The following is a 16,851-nucleotide window of genomic DNA, read 5'->3' as shown; positions in this document are numbered from 1 at the left end:
AATAATAATTAAAAGTATGCGCCCATATGACAGACTTGACTGATCCAACCAATATCATTGAACTTTCTACACAGCCACATTTATTCGATGAGCACTCAGATGCGCCTCACTCAGATCCTATGAGTGAGCGTAAGGCTGATGTGATACCAGCAGTTGATGTTGACCTAACGGGCAAGCACCTGATTGAAGCGTCTGCTGGTACTGGTAAAACTTGGACGCTAACAGGCATTGTATTGCGCCTGCTAATTGAAGCACGACGTGCGCCAGAGCAAATTATTGCTACTACCTTTACGCGAGCCGCTGCCGCTGAGATGCGTCAGCGTATTCATGATCGTTTGGTGGATTTTTATCAATTATTGCAGTGGGTCAACAGTTTAAGTGCTGACATCAGTAATAAGGAGGCTTTGTATCCCAATATATTGCAGGTGATGCCTGAAAGCGATAAGGATAAACAAGAGGGCAAAAAATCAAGTACGGATTTAAATACTGAGATAGGCGCTGATGAGTTAAACCAAGACCTTGCTACTGATAAGCAAGCTGCTGCCACAAAGCGTGCGCAAGCAAAAAAAGACCGTGAAGATTGGTTGGTAGCACAGGCTAAATATGTGCGCTTGGATGGCATCATGCAAGATCCCATTAACCTGCATCTCGTTGGTTATTTGCTGGATCACGTGTACAGCTATCCAATGACGGAAGCTATCAGGCGTACCGCACTGGTTTTAACCACGTTGGATAAACTGTTTGTGGGTACGCTCGATAGCTTGGCACAAAAATGGCTGAAGGAGTACAGTAGCGAGACAGGTCATCAGCAAGGTATGGCTATTATCGAAGAGAGCAGTATTGAGCAGGTGACCGATAGTATTATTCATGATGAGCTGCGTCAGTTTCAAAGCCGCTTACATCATGAGCAGCCTAAACTGTATGCGCTTATGGATCAGCAAGGCAAGTTGACTGCCGTGAGTGATCATAAAAAATATGTGACTCGCTCGCTTAATTTTATTTCTGCGCCAATTGATGAGATTGTAGTAAATGACTTTAGTATTCAAAATTATGAAAAGTTCTTAGTTCAGTTCTGTGATTTTGATTTTAATGATCTTCAACCTTATTTAGATCTGAGCTTTAGAAAAAAAGAAGGATTTAATAATCGAAAGAGTGTCGCTAAAAACTTATGTTTTTATGAAGATTTTAAAGGCCTTATTCAAAAGAAGCAGCTTTCTTTTTATCAAAGTTTATCTACCCCGCAAGCGAATTTCTTAAAACAGCTTCAAGCAACTTTCGATGATTCAGAAGATTCTGGATTTTTAGAAGATAAAGAGCAAGGAAGAATCAGATTCGTCAATACTGAATCAGTGCAGATGTTGCTCATGCTATATAACTATATCCAACAGCTCGATGAATATATAGTGACTGTTTTAGCCAATCTTAATCGTCATATCGTGCTTGCGGTACGTGACAGGCTACCAATTATTTTGGAAGAGCGTGGTGAGACGACCTTTAGCCTGCAAATGGTGCGTTTAAACCAAGCATTAACGGGTCGGCAAGGCGAAAAGCTGGCGCGTTATATTCGTCATCACTATCCTGTGGCGTTGATTGATGAGTCGCAAGATATCAATGGCGCGCAAGCTATTATGATTGAAAGTATCTATTTACCAAAGAAAAAGGGCAAGGTTGCTGATAATGATAAACAGTCAGCTACTAAAAAATCTAGTCATGAATTTTTATTATTGGTTGGTGATCCCAAGCAGGCTATTTATGGGTTTCGTGGTGGCGATGTGGCCAACTATAACTACATGAAAGCCCAATTTGATAAAAGCACGCTTTGGACGCTCGATATTAACCGACGCTCAAATGCTGGTGTGATTAATGCCCTAAACTGTTGGTTCGGCATGGCTGATGCAACCATTGTTGAGAATAAGTTAGCTCAATTAGGCGCAGGTATTTACTATCAGCATATTAAAGCGGCAAAACCAGAAAATCAGCTGTCTTGGTTTAATGAACCAGACGCTCACAGCACTACTTTAGTGACTGAGGTGCTCTCTGCTCAGCCAGTGAGCGTATTACATCTGCCTTATGATAAAAACAAAGAGCTTGAGTACGATGAGTATGAAATCACAGCGCGTCATATTGCGACTTTGCTCAATAGTGGTCAGACCTTAAAAGGCAAGCCTATTCAGCCCAGTGATATCGGCGTGCTGGCACGTACCAAAAAAGACTTAAAGCGGGTTGAGGATGAGTTGGTTAAGCTTAATGTACCGACCTTGACTACTAGTGATGTCAGTATCTTTGAAACCATCATGGCAGAAGATGTGGCGGCGCTGCTGAGTGCCATGCTATATCCGTATCGTCATGACATGATTAATCGGGTGTTGACAAGTCATCTGTATGGACTGAGTATTAAAAACATCAAAGCCATGATGACGGATCATGAGTCAGGAGTTACTGATAGCAGCAGTACCACAAGCGCCCATTCACACAACTCTAATTCGAAGGATACCTCAGTTAATGAGGCTACTGATAATAAAAAAAGTTATCAAGCTTTTATTACTTATCTAAAAGAAGGCGCACAGCGTTGGCAGCACTTTGGTATTTTGTCAGCATTGCATTACTTGTTAGATAAAAATCCCATACAGCCGCAAGGCGTTTGGCAAGCGCTAGCGGCTCATCCAGAAGGCGATCGTCATATCATGGATTTGCGTCATGTGATGGATATCTTGGCGCAGTATGGCCTAGGTATGGGTGAGCATGAACTATTGGCTTGGTTTAGACAAAATATAGATGCAGCGCCCAATAGCGATTGGGCTAAGCAATATCCGCTACCGACAGAGTCTGGTGTGCAGCTAATGACCATTCATAAATCCAAAGGGCTTGAGTTTCCCATTGTCTATGTACTGGGAATGGGTGATGCCAGTAGGAGGTCAGGCACCAATGAGAAGTATGGCCTGTATTTAATATAACGCAGATCAAGCACCTTCAGCATTAGTACAGCAGTCACTAGATAGTCAATCAACAGGAAATCAACGCCGCTTCTCACCGATACAAGGTTCTGCTACCACAGACGACTACTACACCGATATCGAAACGCGGGAAGATTTCGATGAGATGCGACGACTAGGTTACGTGGCCTTTACCCGTGCCAGTGAGCAGCTTTATGTTGTTCTGAGAGACCCTAATGACACAAGAGATATGAAGCGAAAACCAGTGTTTTATTGGTTTGAATCGCCAGAAGCAAAGTTTGAACTACCTGATAGGCTCAAAGGCACCATAGGCATGCTCAGAGGGCATAAGGTTAATGAGTTTTATGACAATAATTACGCAAGTAATGCTGCTAAATCAGCAGGCGTAAATGACAATGTTCAGTTAGCCGCAACCAAGTTAGATGCTCATAAGCCTGCCACAGAGACTATTGAATACGCGCCTTTTGCAGAGGTTATGAAAACCAATTATTTTCATGGTTGGGCTAAGACTAGCTTTACCGCTTTGGCTCGTCAGCTCGATGAATCTACACAAGCAATGGCGATAGTGGATGAGCGTATTGATGATGCTATAGACATTGATATGGCAGACACTTCAGTGTCGGTTGAGCATTTGCTTAATAGTGATGCGTCTCTTGAAAAAGTCGATGGGTTAAATCTCAAATCAGAGGATGATATCCGCTTTACTTTTGTGAAAGGAGCCAATGCGGGTACGTTTTTGCATGAGATATTTGAAAAAATTGATTTCAACAATAAAGCGCAGTGGTCTCAGGTTATCGATAGAGCTATCAGCAGCTATCAACTGCCACTGGCATATAGCAGTGCTGAGCAGCAAGGCCGTCGATCACAAGCGAAGAAGCAAGAGCAAGGCGATGACGGTTCATTCAATACTAGTTCACTTGATCTTGCTTCAATAGATGCTACCAAGCATGAGGCACTAATCAATTGGATTGAAGAGGTACTAGATGCGCCGCTATTGGCCTCCAAGCAGCCGTTGCGCTCTATTGATGCAGGTCATCGATTTTCTGAGTTAGAGTTCAATATGGGGTTGTCAGAGAACTTTAAAGCACAGGATATCAGTAAACTCTTCCAACAGCATCTCCCTAATGAGATGGACAAACACGTCACTCTTATTCCGCAAAACAAAGCGCATTTGTATCGTTATTTGCGCGGCGAAATTGACTTAGTGTACGAACATGCTGGCAAGTATTACGTTGTCGATTATAAAAGCAACTTTCTAGGAAATAGCCTAAGCGATTATAATGAAAATACACTTAAGCAAGCAATGTCCAAGGCAGGGTACTGGCTACAAGCAGCGATTTATCAAGTAGCGTTACATCGATTCCTTTCAATGAGAATCCATGATTATACAGGCAATGAAGATAAGTACTTAGGCGCTGTGGAGTATGTCTTTTTACGAGGTGTGTATAGTCCCAATTCTCAAGCAGCTGATGATCTATCACAACATGTTAAAGAGGCTGATAATAGCCACTCAATGCACAACGACCGCTATGGATTAGTCACGTGGGATATTCCAATCGATTTTATTAAAGGTTTGGATGCGTTGTTTGGCATGCCCGATTAGTAGGCTATAAGTAATGATTAAATGCTAAAAAACATGATATCGATTAACTATTTTAATATAGAGATAAGCATACTATGAGTAATAATAAAAAAGAGAGTAAGGCAGTAATTGGGCTACAACAAAGCTGGGCTAGTAACATCAGTGATTATATATTGCTACGCCGCGAGCAAACGTATTTAGCCTATAACGCAACAGAGGCAAAAGCTAATACTGATAGCAAGCAAGTCGCTAAAACAGAAGAAAGTAATTTATTCACCGCTTTATTCGTTATGTTAGCGACTCATTTGGAAGAGGGACATACCGTATTAACCATTGAGGACGCTGAGCATGAAGAAGCATTGCAAGGTCAAATCAATAATGAGGTAGTTACGCTATATGCTTGGCAGCAACAGTTATTAGAGATGCTAGCAATGCCAATCTTTGCGCTAATAGATAGCAAACTAAATACGCAATCAGAAGATGACTCTATAACTGAAAGGTCGCTATTCGTATTGCTAGACACGCTATTTGATAAGAAAGAGCAGCTGTGGATGCAATTGGCGCTTAGCAACCACGAAAAAGAGGTGCTAACCAAGCGTTTTGACATGATTGCTATGCTATACCAATTATTGAAAAATACGGACTTAAATTTTTTTATACGCCTAGTTAATGAACACGATTTGTTTGCTGAGGTTAATACTAGCATTAATAATAACGATAAAGTAAATAGCCTAAGCAAAAATAAACCTATCATATATAAAATTCGAGAAAGTCAGACTAATAATGAAACAAAGCTAGCACTAACTTTTTGGCTACATCGTGCATGGCAAGCCGAGTTTAATTTAGCACAGCACATTAATACTATTTTAAATCAACAGATAACCCCTCTAAATATATCAATACCCAAAAATTTAAACGATCAGCAGATAGCAGCTATTAATGTGGCTAATAATAATGCATTTAGCATCATCACTGGTGGTCCAGGTACAGGTAAAACCTATACCGTGGCGCAGTTAGTCATTGCGCTGCAACAAGCGACAGAGAGTGGGGGATACGGGGCTGAAAATATTAGATTCAGTACGGACAGTGCCAGTCTAGCTTTGGCAGCACCAACTGGTAAGGCCGCCCAGCGCATGCAAGAATCTTTACAGGCGGCTCTCGATGCAGCAAATATTGATCTACAGTTACAAGAAGCTAAAACCATCCATCGCTTGTTAGGTATTGGTCGTACGGGTAGACCGCGCTACGATACTAACAATCCACTTGGCGAAGATATTATCATCGTTGATGAGGCGTCGATGCTCGGGGTCGAGTTGGCTAATTATCTCGTAAGTGCAGTGAAACCAGGTGCAAGGCTTATATTGCTAGGCGATGCGAACCAATTGGCAGCAGTCGATGCAGGAGCAGTATTGGCTGACTTGTGCCATATCCCACTGTTACAACCCATTCATGCAGAGTTAACCGAAAGCCGCAGATTCAGCGCAGAATCAGGTATTGGCAAACTTGCCTACCAAATTAATCAGGCAGAGATAGATACGCAAGCCATCTGGCAGCTGTTAAGGCAGGATGAAGTCTTGAGTTTTCAGTATGTAAATACGCTGCAAACAAATGAGCTTAAAGATAATAAGACAAGGAATAGCCTAGGTGATAAAAAAATTATTCCAAAAATATCATCAAAATATATTAAGTATATAAATAAAATAAAAGAACTCCTGAAAGATCCGATAGAAAAATCCATGCCAGAATCAGTAAAGAATACGATTACATCATTAATGGAGATATTTAATGAGTTTAGAATCCTCAGTGCTGGTCATAATGGTGAATGGGGCGATCACTACATTAATAACTATCTTACTCAATGGCACCTAACTGAACTAAAGCTACCACTGGGCCAAAACACATGGTTCCATGGTCGTCCTGTTATGGTTTTACAAAATAACTATGAACTAGGATTATTTAATGGTGACATTGGTTTCTGCTTGCAAACATCGGATGAAAGAAGTCGATTAGAAGTTTTTTTCGAGAATAAAACACAGGGGATTCCCGTCAATCTGCTAAACGAAGAGGTAGTTGCCACCGCATATGCGATGACCATTCATAAATCGCAAGGATCTGAGTTTGAGCACGTTGCCATTACTTTTGATAATAATCATGCTAGATTGCTAAGCAAAGAGCTTATTTATACGGCGGTGACCCGTGCTAAGAAACAGGTAACTATATATAGTACAAAATCTGCTTTTGAAAAGGCTGTTCAAACACCTACTGAGCGCCATACAGGTTTGGCATTACAGTTTTCTCAGCGTTAACAGATAAATGCTCAGAAATATAAAAAGAGGACTAGAGTTGTATACCTTTGATACTGTGCTAGAGCATATTAATGAAATTATTTATAAGCCCAACCAATTGATTATTGCTTCAACTAAGGAAGAACAACAAAATCTAGAATATACTGCTGGTACATTTGAATTAATTAACAGACTGACTGTCAAGACAGTTAGATTCAGAGTAGCTAAACAAACACCTACCAAAGTAGGGCAGTTCGTTACCTTTTGGGAAAAAGATTCCAAAGGTATTAATCAACCTTTTCAATATGATTCGTCACCAGACTTGTTAGTAATCACGACATTTAAAGATAAGCATACATTTGGGCAGTTTGTTTTTCCAAAAAATGTCTTGCTTAGACATAATATTCTTCAGTCTCATTTTACAAAAGGTAGGATGGGTATAAGAGTGTATCCTAGCTGGGATAAGCTAATCAGTAATACCGCTAAGAAGACACAGAATTGGCAACTCGATTATTTCTTCGTGGTGACTGGTACAAACATACTGCCTACAGAAAAAATACGGGCTTTGTATGAGTAGAAAAATTAACAGTAAGTGCAAAATCTAAGCAATAAAAAAGCATCCAAATTGGATGCTTTTTTTGAACTCAAATATAGAACTTAAACTTTGTCTTCTTTGATGGCATAGATGCCAGGCAGATGACGCAAGTAACCATGGAAATCCATACCACAGCCATAGACATAACGATCTGCAACATTGATACCGACAAAATCAACATCAAAATCTTCAACTTTACGATCATGCTCTTTATTAAGCAACACACAACATTCAAGTGATAAAGGTTTTTCTTTGCTTAATTCTTCGACAACTGTTTTTAGCGTGATACCTTCATCAAAAATATCATCAATCAGCAATACATGCTCACCTTCGATACTAACATCAGGTTTGAATTTCCAATCTAGCTCATTGGTGCCTGCATTATCACGATAGCGTGATGCATGAATATAATGCATGCGATGATAGAACGTCAAATGAGTCAATAATTGACCAGCTGGAATAAGTCCACCATTCATAACAACCATAACGATTGGGTTTAAACCAGCATAATGTAGGTTGAGTTGGGCGGCAAGGCGCTCATAAGCAGCGGCTACTTCGATGCTACTGATAAGGCACTCTGAGTTGCGTAATGTTTTTTCAATTTCTTGGTTGCTGATTTGGGTCATCGGGTGCGCCTTCGGTAAAAAGTGCCGCTTATTTTAGCAAATTTTAGTGAATTTGCCCAATGCCATCTGTCTTTTAAGGCAAAATTAATCAAATACTGGCATTTATTCCGGCTTTTCTACGATGAAAGGGCGGTAATAGTTTGCTAAACGATTTAAAGAGCGATCAGGTAGGTCGGGTAGCAACTTATTTAAGGCCATACTCATGCCTTTATCAATGGCGGCTTTGGCAACTGGGACAGCTTTGCGTTTAATCACGCCAAGTTTCAGCGTTTCAGCATAGCGGCTGATAAAGTGAGTCAATGTCTCTTCATTCATGGTTTCAAGCGCTGTTTTAAATGCTTTCATGTCTACTTGCTCAGGTGTGATAGCAGCAAAGCCTTTTTCGATGGTTTGCGCATCTGCATCAGATAATTTGAAACCCACTCGTTTTACGCCTTCATTATCAATAAACGTCGCCCGATCTCTCAAGAAATGAAAGCTTGGCATCACTTCTTCGTTATTCTCTTTACCGAGTAAGATGTTAAGCAGCGTATCTGTTGCTTTTTCAACTGTGCCAACAATTTTGCGCATTGAAGCTTGACGTTCAGGGTTTGGAATAATATCTACCAATCCAATCAACAAATTGTCGATTAGATCACGTGCTGTTTGATGCGTCAAGGCATCACGATATGGGTAGTATTCGACCTCCTCATTTGAGGCAATCACTTGCTCAGCGTCAATGATTAATGCTTTCAATTTATCTGAAGGTACAAACCCAAAATAATGCGCCATGGTGCTTCCTTTATTTGTTGTTTTTCATGTTTAACCAGCGTTACATTTGTCGTTAAATCAGTTAGTATCTAAATGGGTTGCAGTCAAAGACTCACCATATGCTGACTAGTGACATGTGCTAACGATAGAATGCAAAGCCTTATTAATGGATGATGATACCACAGTACTTCTATAAACAGCCTTTGGACAGGTGCGCTAAGTCACTAGTCGCCGACTAATTTAACATATTTTTTATATTCTAAATTAAAAAGCTTGAACTTATAAGGCTACCTATTACTTGTCTAAGGAGAGATAAGATGAATAGTGCAATCGTGCTAGTGTTTGCTGTTGCCGCGATGCTTTGCGGTTATCTGTTTTACTCAAAATTTATCGCTACTAAAATCTTGGCATTGGATAACAGTATCCCCACGCCAGCGCATACTATGAAAGATGGGGTGGATTATATCCCCACCAATAAATATGTGTTATGGGGACATCATTTTACTTCAGTCGCAGGAGCGGCGCCGATTATTGGCCCTGCCATTGCAGTTATTTGGGGCTGGGTACCTGCTATCATTTGGGTAGTATTGGGCACGATTTTTATGGCAGGTGTCCACGATATGTCAGCCATTTGGGCTAGTACGCGTAATCGAGGTCAGTCGATTGGTTCGATTGCCGGTACCGTCATGGGTACACGTGTACGTAGCTTGATGATGATCGTTATCTTCTTATTATTACTCATGGTGAATGCGGTATTTGGTGTTGCTATTGCTAATATGATGATAAAAACCCCGTCCGCTGTGCTACCTGTTTGGGGGGCTTTGATAGTCGCCTTTATTATCGGTCAGTGTATTTATCGCTATAAGATGAATCTGGTTTGGGTATCAATCATTGGGGTCACGGCTTTATATGGGCTTATCTATCTTGGTCCTATGTTCCCTGTTGTATTGCCTGAGACATTCTTAGGCTTACCTGACAATGCTGTTTGGATTATTATCTTGTTTGCTTATGCGGCAATCGCTTCTTTATTACCGGTTTGGATGCTCTTGCAGCCGCGCGATTACATCAATGGCTTACAGTTATTTGTCGGTCTAATTTTGTTATACGCTGCCATCTTTATTGCGACGCCGAATATTGTCGCGCCAGCGATAAACACGGCATTGCCAATCGGTACACCATCTATGGTGCCTTTATTGTTTGTCACCATTGCTTGTGGTGCAATCTCAGGTTTTCATGGTTTGGTGGCAACGGGTACGACATCTAAGCAGATTGATAAAGAAGAAGATGTGCGTTTCGTTGGTTACTTCGGTGCCATGGGTGAGGGAATGCTGGCACTGGGTGCGATACTTGCGGCAACGGCAGGCTTTGCAACCCTTGGCGACTGGCAAGCTGTTTATCAAAAATTTGGCGATGGCTCTATTGGTGCCTTTATTGATGGCGGTGCGACCATACTGAATGCAGGCGTCGGTATTGATATGGTTTTATCGCAGACGATGCTGACGGTAATGGCAGCATTGTTCGCTGGTACTACGATGGATACTGGGGTACGTTTGCAACGCTATATCTTCCAAGAGTTTGGTGAAATTTATAAACTGCCTGTTCTGAATAAAAGTGTGGTGGCAACATTGCTTGCCGTTGGTAGCTGTTTGTTGTTAGCCTTTGGTGCTGGTGGCATCGATGGTGCTGGCGGTATGATTATTTGGCCGTTATTTGGTACGACGAATCAGCTCATGGCTGCATTAACCTTGATGATTGTCACCGTTATCTTGTTACGTAAAGGCAGACCTGTGTGGTATACCTTGGGGCCATTGTCATTCTTACTAGTCATGACGGTTTTTGCGTTATTGATTCAGCTAAAAACCTTTTTCAATGATGGTAATTGGCTGCTTATTATTATGGATATCATTATCTTAATAGCCACGATTTTAGTGACGTTTGAGAGTCTATCGGTACTCCGCAAAGAATGGTCAATACACAGAGGCAAAAGTAACCTCTAAGCCATGTTGAATGCCTAGTTAAATATTTACTAAAATGTATAAAAAACGCTAGCAGCAATTGCTGGCGTTTTTTGTCTCATATAGGCATGATAGTTAATAAGCATCCGCAAAAGAAGAGTGATTATGGAAAACACGGATATAACAAAACCTATAAAAAATATTGAGCCATGGTGGCAAAGATTTGCGGCAGGGTTAAATGAGTTTTATCATGCACCTTATCGTCAGACAATGGCACGCGCCGCGCGTGATGAAGAAGATTTTTTTATGCTACTCATGTTCGCAGAAAGCTTAGGTATCGACAATCCGGCCAGCTTTTATACGCTAGAGTTGCAGCCATTATTTTTAGAAAACTTCCATGAATGGCATACACGTATGGGCATGGATAGATGCCCTTTTGACCACATAGGTTGCTGCTAGTTTCCTTTGAATTCATCAAAATGAGATATAAGTATGGCATTACACCCTTTACCCGCATTGGTAGAGCAACTGGCAAAGCAGCCGATTATATTTATCGGTGGAAAGGGCGGTGTCGGTAAAACCACCACTGCCGCCGCACTTGCCAGCTATTATGCCAATCAAGGCAAAAAGACATTGATTGTCTCGACCGATCCAGCACACAGCTTGGGCGATGTGTTAAACGTCCCGCTCAAAAACCAAAAAACAGTCGTAACTCCTTATCTAGATGCTATTGAATTAAACCCTGATATCATCGTTGATGAGCATTTTGCCCAAGTTGAACGCACCATCACCTCTTATGCCAATCCAGACATGATGCCAAAAATTCGCGAACATCTACGGCTATCAAAATCAGCACCTGGCGCACAAGAAGCCGCGATGCTCGAATCTATGTGCCAGCACTTGGTTGCAGCAGCAGATGCCGGTTATGAGCACATCATTTTTGATACCGCACCGACGGGACATACACTGCGTTTATTAGTGCTGCCTGAAATGATGGGGGCATGGACGGATGGATTGCTCGCTCAGCAGCGAAGGCAAGCAAAACTTCGCTCAGTGGCAAATCATTTAGGCAGTCATGAACAACACAATAACAAAAATGACTTAGCCAATCCATTTGCCGCAAAAAAAACCGACCGCTGGGAGCAAGCAGTATCGGTACTAGAAAAACGCAAACAGCTGTTTTGTCAGGCAGGGTTGCTACTGCATGACCGTACACAAACCGCCATTGTATTGGTTATGACGGCTGATGTATTGCCACTGGCTGAAACAAAGCGAGCGATAGCTCAGTTAGAAGACAGTAAGCTCATGCCAGCCGCCATCGTGATCAATCAGTTGATAGCACCGACCCAGTCTGATGCGTTTTGGCGTCATCGAGCTGAACGCCAACAGCAATTAATGCAAGATATTGAGCAAAGCTTTCCCAAGTATCCGCTATACCCAATATATCTGCAACAAACGGACGTACGCGGCACTGATGCATTGAGTGAGTTGTTAAAATCAGTACTATAAAAAATTTTAGACATATAGGATTATACAATGCTAATAATTTATGTGTCTTTCTCGTCCTCACCTTTGATATTTATCATAGGTACTTGATCAGACACTCCTTTCAAAGCACTTTTGTATTTAGTGATTTGAAGCTCTCTTTGTGAAATTTTTGATGAGTCTGTTTCTTTATTAGCCACTTGTTTATTTTCTAATTTCTTCATTGCACCACGAAGCAGTAGATCCTCCATCTATTTCTTTTGAATATTGAATTTTTCGAAGTACATTTTATTTTTAAGGATCTCCTGACTTGTTGCCACTCTCTCTCTTTCTCTTGTTAAAGCTAAATCTAATATAATTTGATCCCATGTACTGTCTGTTACTTTAGCACTATCAGAAATTAAATCTAAGGCTTGTTGTCTAGGCATAAGCGTTAACCCTTGCTCGTCTGCTTCCAATAGGTCTTCTTCATTCTTAGCTCTTATTTCATTGAAATGAGTGAAATAAGTCGAGGTAAGTTCCTCACATCCACTAAGAGCGCCATTAAGGATAGACATCTTTCTTTCTAGTTCTAGATTATTCTGGAAATCTGGATAACGAATATGGTGATCGATTTCACCCCAGGCTTCATCTAAGATAGTTCGAGTTTGAAGTTCAAATTTAAAATCATAAGGTGGAATACCTTTAATTATGTAATGCGTAGATCGATAGCGGGATGGTTTTGTGTCTAATACATATTTATATCCTTTATGCGTAGTCTCATGCTCTGGATATAAACTAAGATCATCATCGTTAGCATGGTAGATTGTTATACATTCGTCTTCACATACGACAAAATTACCTAGAACAAAGTCGTTAACCCATTCCCAGTTATCCTTGAAGAGGTATATAGCTCTAATCCCAACTAAGTCATTGATTATATCTTTATAATTATCTACGTTAACATTTAAATATTTAACATCAGCCTTCCCTTTTAGAGCTTCTTTTCTTTTTCTTACTATTTTAGTTAGTAAATGAAGAGGGTCTTTGATTCTCTGCTTCACGGAATTTATGCTATTCCCATTCTGTAATATATTACCAAGGTAACGTGCTTGTTCCATGAGCATTACCTGATTGCTCATGTAATCCCTATATATATGTACCAATACTTCTTTATCAATCTGAGCTGCTTTTAAACTTTCTACTTGAAGGTCTTCTAGTTCGAAAAGTTCATCTTCATGTTTCATATAAGTTCTATCCAAATAATTAATATTTTTTTAAAAATAGATTGCTACTCACGCTTGTACTATTGCAATTTAACTGAAAGCGACCATGCCATATCTGCGCGTAATAGCTGCGCTTGTTCAGACTTGCCACTACTGAGTGATGACCACTGCGGTTTGCCACGAGCTTTCTTGAGCTCACTTGGCAATTTATGTGTCGGCCATGGTGTGACAGTGGTGCTTTCGTCATCTAACGACTGTTCAATACTGGATTTCTCACCTTTATACAGCAATTGCGTGGCATCGATTGCAGCATGACCTCGATGACGTAGTGCCGTGAGTAAATCTATCGAGCGAGTGGCCAGTAGTGTCAACGTAGCAGGATCGATATACAAACGTTTCACCCCAGTGATTCTATCGGCAATACTACTGGTATTAGATAACAGCCCACCTGCGATACCGCCAATCGCTGCACCCAATCCCAAGGTTGTACCAAGTGCTGCAGCATCGATGCCAAGACCTAATAATGCGCCAGCTGCCGCGCCAGAAGTGGTGCGAATACCGTAACTTTTTAGCAGCTCAGGGTCAAACGGATCTTGTTGATAGGCTTTTAGCTCAAGCGGGGTTGCCGCTACGTCATTGTCATAAAACTTATATAAATTGAGCAAGTTGTTCTGCATCGCCCGTTCACTTTGCCTCACGGCCTCTTGCATTTGCTGTAATACTGGCATTGGGTCGTCATCTTCACTAATCTCACGAACAAAAGCCGCGACGTTTAACAGAAAATCCGCAATGATAATGTTGGCCTCGTCATTTAGCTGTGCCCAGTCTTCAGTACGACGTGCCATCAACTGCTCAAGCATCTCAGAGTGGGTAAGCATGGTGGCTAAATTCTGCCATAAGCGCATTTCATCTTCGAATTCAAACGCGACCGAATCAAAGCGTGTAGAAATATGCAAATTACGTCTTGCCAGCATCGTCTGCCACTCATCTATATTGGCATCCTGAGCGTCCGTAAAGTTGAATACAGGCATGACAGGAATCGCTGCCCAAGATAAAATAGCTAACTCGTCTTTATATTTACCGAGTACTGGCTCACGTGCATCGACGACATAAATGGCCATATCACTTGCCAGCAGCTGCCGAATCACTTTGGCCTCTTGGCTATAGTCCTCATTGCTATTTAGCGCATCACCACCTTGGGCAATGTCTGCTGCCAAAAACTGTTGCAAACGCTCAATGCCATCACGCCGACTGGCGGTATTGTCCTCTAACCAATCCATCAATCCTGAAGCATCTTCTAAACCCGGTGTGTCATACAATACCACCAACACTTCGCCCGTTTGGCTATCTGTTAATTTGGCTTGCTCTACATGACGGGTAGTTGCGGCTTCGTTTTTGACTTCACCAAAATAGACGTCACGCAATAGTGTACGCAGTATGGATGTCTTGCCCGTATTGGTATGACCAACGACGGCCAATTTTAGCGGTTCACCACTGGCGATGGTTTTCCTTGTCATACTTGTCGTTGTTGTTAATGGTTCAGTTGATAAAGGTTGATTGTCTTGAGTTTCCACTGACTGAGTTACAACTGATTTTAAAGTGCTGTTTGCGGTATTAGGGTTAGGGGTTACCTCATAAGCCTTATCTGCAAAGAGACCAGCAGGCTTATTGTGTTCATAATTCTCTTTTTTATTATCATTATTCATAATATCGTCTTATATTTATTAATGATCAAAACATACAGTGACTTTTATTGTAGAACAAATTATGTGCTATTTCGGTATTAATACTAACCATTTGTCTTAAGTAACTAATAATCCCATTTTGGCTAGTCAATCAATTATTCACTAGACCAATGTTGCGGGCAGAGAGTGCGGTTTGCCACTGCTGATAACGGACATCTTGATAGTCTGCAACCTGCTTGGTTAAGTCTAAAGCGCTTGAATCACTCAGCAGCTGCACAATTAGCCCATTTTTGGCGTGAGCAGCGATTTGATCAAGTTTACGCAATGTACCACGGTCAGGTAAGGATTTATGATGAATACCAAGTAAGACCTGCACTGGATGATTGTCTAAATACGTCTTCAGACGTGCCATATCGTCACGGTCATCAACGATACCGAAATTCTCTATCTCACTATTATTAATATTGGCATCCAAACCTTCAAGCCACCAGTTATCCTGCTCTGCTGGATACTCAAGCAAAGCAACCAGCTTCTTGCCAGCGCTGACGGCTGCTTTTGGCGCAATAGGAACGGGCACTTCATTAAAGTCATCAGCATCTACCACCTGACGTTGCCAAAAGTTTATTATCTTTTGATAATAAGGCTGCTTGATGTCCAAACGCATCTTTTTACGACGGAACATCAATGCGCAAAACGCCCAAGCAATCGCTCTTGGCACAATACCGTACATCAGCAAGCTACCAACCAATAAGCCTGCCCATTGCCGCGCGACAGTCAATGGCATCGCATCAGTCACCAAGCGACTCTGTACAATAGCGTTGCTATCTGGCACATCGAATCCCACCATACTTGGTAACCAGCCAAGTACCTGTGTCAAAGTAATTAGCGCTTGATCGGATAGTAAAGTCGACTCCCAGCTAAAGCTATACTGACGCACAATCAATAGGAAAATAATCGCCAGCAGCATGCCCGTCAACGTTGCCAGCCATAACTGATGACTAAATCGCCCCAAATACCAGCGCATCCCACTATGCTGTAATTGGCGCTCGTACAAGTCGACTGCCGCCTTGGTAACATCGTCTTTACCACGTATCAGATAACTGGGACTGACAAAATTGGCAAACCAATTCGAAGACTGCTTGCCTTGATTAATCAGGGTCATCACCAGCCAGCCTAACAGCATAATGGTATGAAAACCCAGTAAGCAAACCAAGACATAAAAGAAATTCACCACATTGGTCTGTAGTAAGGTGAATAATCCCAAAAATCCCGAGAGACACCACACCACGCTCATGACCACCATGATGCCTTTAATACGCCCGTCAATTTTTCCTAATACTTGTGCCAACGCACCATTACTATCGATGCGTGAGGCTCGGCGGTGCAATTTTTGAATGGGTTTGCCATCCTCACCTTGTAGTTTTTCCGTGATAAGTAGCGGGTCAGTGGCAAAGACATGTTGCTGAGTCTCAAGCGTGCGTACCAACTCAGTCAATTGATCTTGGGGTGATAGCATAATGCGATAACATCCATATAAAGGCGTTTTTGTAGGAGATAATTCTTGATTATTGTAGCGTATATATGAGGACACGCCTTCGCCAAATGTTAAAAAATGAACATTTATTAAGCATTTTTATCATGGTAAAGACAATAAAAATCAGCCAAAATGAATAATGAATAAAATGATAATGACAATAGTGTAAAAAAACAGAGGGTGAACAAACGCTGT

Annotated in this window: 13 protein-coding genes; 7 read left to right on the top strand and 6 right to left on the bottom strand. The window is 41.4% G+C overall.

The genetic code is table 11. The annotated features are described in order from the left end of the window. Positions 1-26 precede the first annotated feature (26 nt). The 4 genes from JMY05_RS14010 to JMY05_RS04675 all read left to right on the top strand — a co-directional run bounded on the left by JMY05_RS14010 (position 27) and on the right by JMY05_RS04675 (position 7,398). Positions 27-2,954, top strand: a complete 2,928-nt coding sequence (locus JMY05_RS14010; protein ID WP_320157821.1) for a UvrD-helicase domain-containing protein — start codon at positions 27-29, stop codon at positions 2,952-2,954. A 145-nt stretch (positions 2,955-3,099) separates the two neighbouring features. After that, positions 3,100-4,557 carry a PD-(D/E)XK nuclease family protein gene (locus tag JMY05_RS14005; protein WP_320157820.1) on the top strand — a complete coding sequence of 486 codons (1,458 nt, stop codon included), beginning with the start codon at positions 3,100-3,102 and terminating at the stop codon, positions 4,555-4,557. A gap of 74 nt (positions 4,558-4,631) precedes the next feature. Then, positions 4,632-6,842 carry an exodeoxyribonuclease V subunit alpha gene (recD, locus tag JMY05_RS04680; protein WP_201614279.1) on the top strand — a complete coding sequence of 737 codons (2,211 nt, stop codon included), beginning with the start codon at positions 4,632-4,634 and terminating at the stop codon, positions 6,840-6,842. Positions 6,843-6,879: 37 nt separating this feature from the next. Continuing rightward, positions 6,880-7,398: a MepB family protein gene (locus JMY05_RS04675; RefSeq protein WP_201614277.1), complete on the top strand. Its 519-nt coding sequence runs from the start codon at positions 6,880-6,882 to the stop codon at positions 7,396-7,398. An 80-nt stretch (positions 7,399-7,478) separates the two neighbouring features. Here JMY05_RS04675 and JMY05_RS04670 read toward each other — a convergent pair whose 3' ends face one another. Together JMY05_RS04670 and JMY05_RS04665 are read right to left on the bottom strand one after the other, a co-directional pair. After that, on the bottom strand, positions 7,479-8,042 hold the full coding sequence (locus JMY05_RS04670; protein WP_045447249.1) for a hypoxanthine-guanine phosphoribosyltransferase: 564 nt from the start codon (positions 8,040-8,042) through the stop codon (positions 7,479-7,481). A gap of 102 nt (positions 8,043-8,144) precedes the next feature. Then, on the bottom strand, positions 8,145-8,813 hold the full coding sequence (locus tag JMY05_RS04665; protein WP_045447252.1) for a hypothetical protein: 669 nt from the start codon (positions 8,811-8,813) through the stop codon (positions 8,145-8,147). A 296-nt stretch (positions 8,814-9,109) separates the two neighbouring features. On the opposite strand from JMY05_RS04665, the gene JMY05_RS04660 reads away from it, so the two are divergent. The 3 genes from JMY05_RS04660 (at position 9,110) to JMY05_RS04650 (ending at position 12,256) form a co-directional block, all read left to right on the top strand. After that, positions 9,110-10,789, top strand: a complete 1,680-nt coding sequence (locus JMY05_RS04660; protein ID WP_201614275.1) for a carbon starvation protein A — start codon at positions 9,110-9,112, stop codon at positions 10,787-10,789. Between the two features lie 123 nt (positions 10,790-10,912). Then, positions 10,913-11,206, top strand: coding sequence for a cory-CC-star protein (locus JMY05_RS04655; RefSeq protein ID WP_045447255.1), 294 nt, complete (start codon positions 10,913-10,915; stop codon positions 11,204-11,206). 33 nt (positions 11,207-11,239) lie between these two features. Beyond that, positions 11,240-12,256, top strand: coding sequence for an ArsA family ATPase (locus JMY05_RS04650; RefSeq protein WP_045447258.1), 1,017 nt, complete (start codon positions 11,240-11,242; stop codon positions 12,254-12,256). Between the two features lie 38 nt (positions 12,257-12,294). Here JMY05_RS04650 and JMY05_RS04645 read toward each other — a convergent pair whose 3' ends face one another. From JMY05_RS04645 to JMY05_RS04630, 4 genes are all read right to left on the bottom strand, one after another. Then, positions 12,295-12,483, bottom strand: coding sequence for a hypothetical protein (locus tag JMY05_RS04645; protein WP_045447261.1), 189 nt, complete (start codon positions 12,481-12,483; stop codon positions 12,295-12,297). Further along, a complete protein-coding gene (locus JMY05_RS04640; RefSeq protein WP_045447264.1) occupies positions 12,484-13,458 on the bottom strand; it encodes a hypothetical protein in 975 nt (324 codons plus the stop codon). Between the two features lie 59 nt (positions 13,459-13,517). Continuing rightward, positions 13,518-15,143, bottom strand: a complete 1,626-nt coding sequence (locus tag JMY05_RS04635) for a DUF3482 domain-containing protein (protein WP_045447267.1) — start codon at positions 15,141-15,143, stop codon at positions 13,518-13,520. A 130-nt stretch (positions 15,144-15,273) separates the two neighbouring features. After that, a complete protein-coding gene (locus JMY05_RS04630) occupies positions 15,274-16,638 on the bottom strand; it encodes a DUF2868 domain-containing protein (RefSeq protein ID WP_045447270.1) in 1,365 nt (454 codons plus the stop codon). Positions 16,639-16,851: the final 213 nt, after the last annotated feature.

The organism is Psychrobacter sp. JCM 18902, from assembly GCF_904846615.1.
Taxonomy (GTDB): Bacteria; Pseudomonadota; Gammaproteobacteria; order Pseudomonadales; family Moraxellaceae; genus Psychrobacter.
Note: the sequence above shows the minus strand (reverse complement) of the source record. Positions and strands in the feature narration are given on the sequence as shown.

Bases quoted from the DNA above. Each gene is read 5' to 3' on its own strand.
- recD (WP_201614279.1), top strand. From the start codon at position 4,632: ATGAGTAATAATAAAAAAGAGAGTAAGGCAGTAATTGGGCTACAACAA.
- JMY05_RS04640 (WP_045447264.1), bottom strand. From the start codon at position 13,458: ATGAAACATGAAGATGAACTTTTCGAACTAGAAGACCTTCAAGTAGAA.
- JMY05_RS14005 (WP_320157820.1), top strand. From the start codon at position 3,100: ATGCGACGACTAGGTTACGTGGCCTTTACCCGTGCCAGTGAGCAGCTT.
- JMY05_RS04630 (WP_045447270.1), bottom strand. From the start codon at position 16,638: ATGCTATCACCCCAAGATCAATTGACTGAGTTGGTACGCACGCTTGAG.
- JMY05_RS04635 (WP_045447267.1), bottom strand. From the start codon at position 15,143: ATGAATAATGATAATAAAAAAGAGAATTATGAACACAATAAGCCTGCT.
- JMY05_RS14010 (WP_320157821.1), top strand. From the start codon at position 27: ATGACAGACTTGACTGATCCAACCAATATCATTGAACTTTCTACACAG.
- JMY05_RS04655 (WP_045447255.1), top strand. From the start codon at position 10,913: ATGGAAAACACGGATATAACAAAACCTATAAAAAATATTGAGCCATGG.
- JMY05_RS04650 (WP_045447258.1), top strand. From the start codon at position 11,240: ATGGCATTACACCCTTTACCCGCATTGGTAGAGCAACTGGCAAAGCAG.
- JMY05_RS04665 (WP_045447252.1), bottom strand. From the start codon at position 8,813: ATGGCGCATTATTTTGGGTTTGTACCTTCAGATAAATTGAAAGCATTA.
- JMY05_RS04670 (WP_045447249.1), bottom strand. From the start codon at position 8,042: ATGACCCAAATCAGCAACCAAGAAATTGAAAAAACATTACGCAACTCA.
- JMY05_RS04645 (WP_045447261.1), bottom strand. From the start codon at position 12,483: ATGGAGGATCTACTGCTTCGTGGTGCAATGAAGAAATTAGAAAATAAA.
- JMY05_RS04660 (WP_201614275.1), top strand. From the start codon at position 9,110: ATGAATAGTGCAATCGTGCTAGTGTTTGCTGTTGCCGCGATGCTTTGC.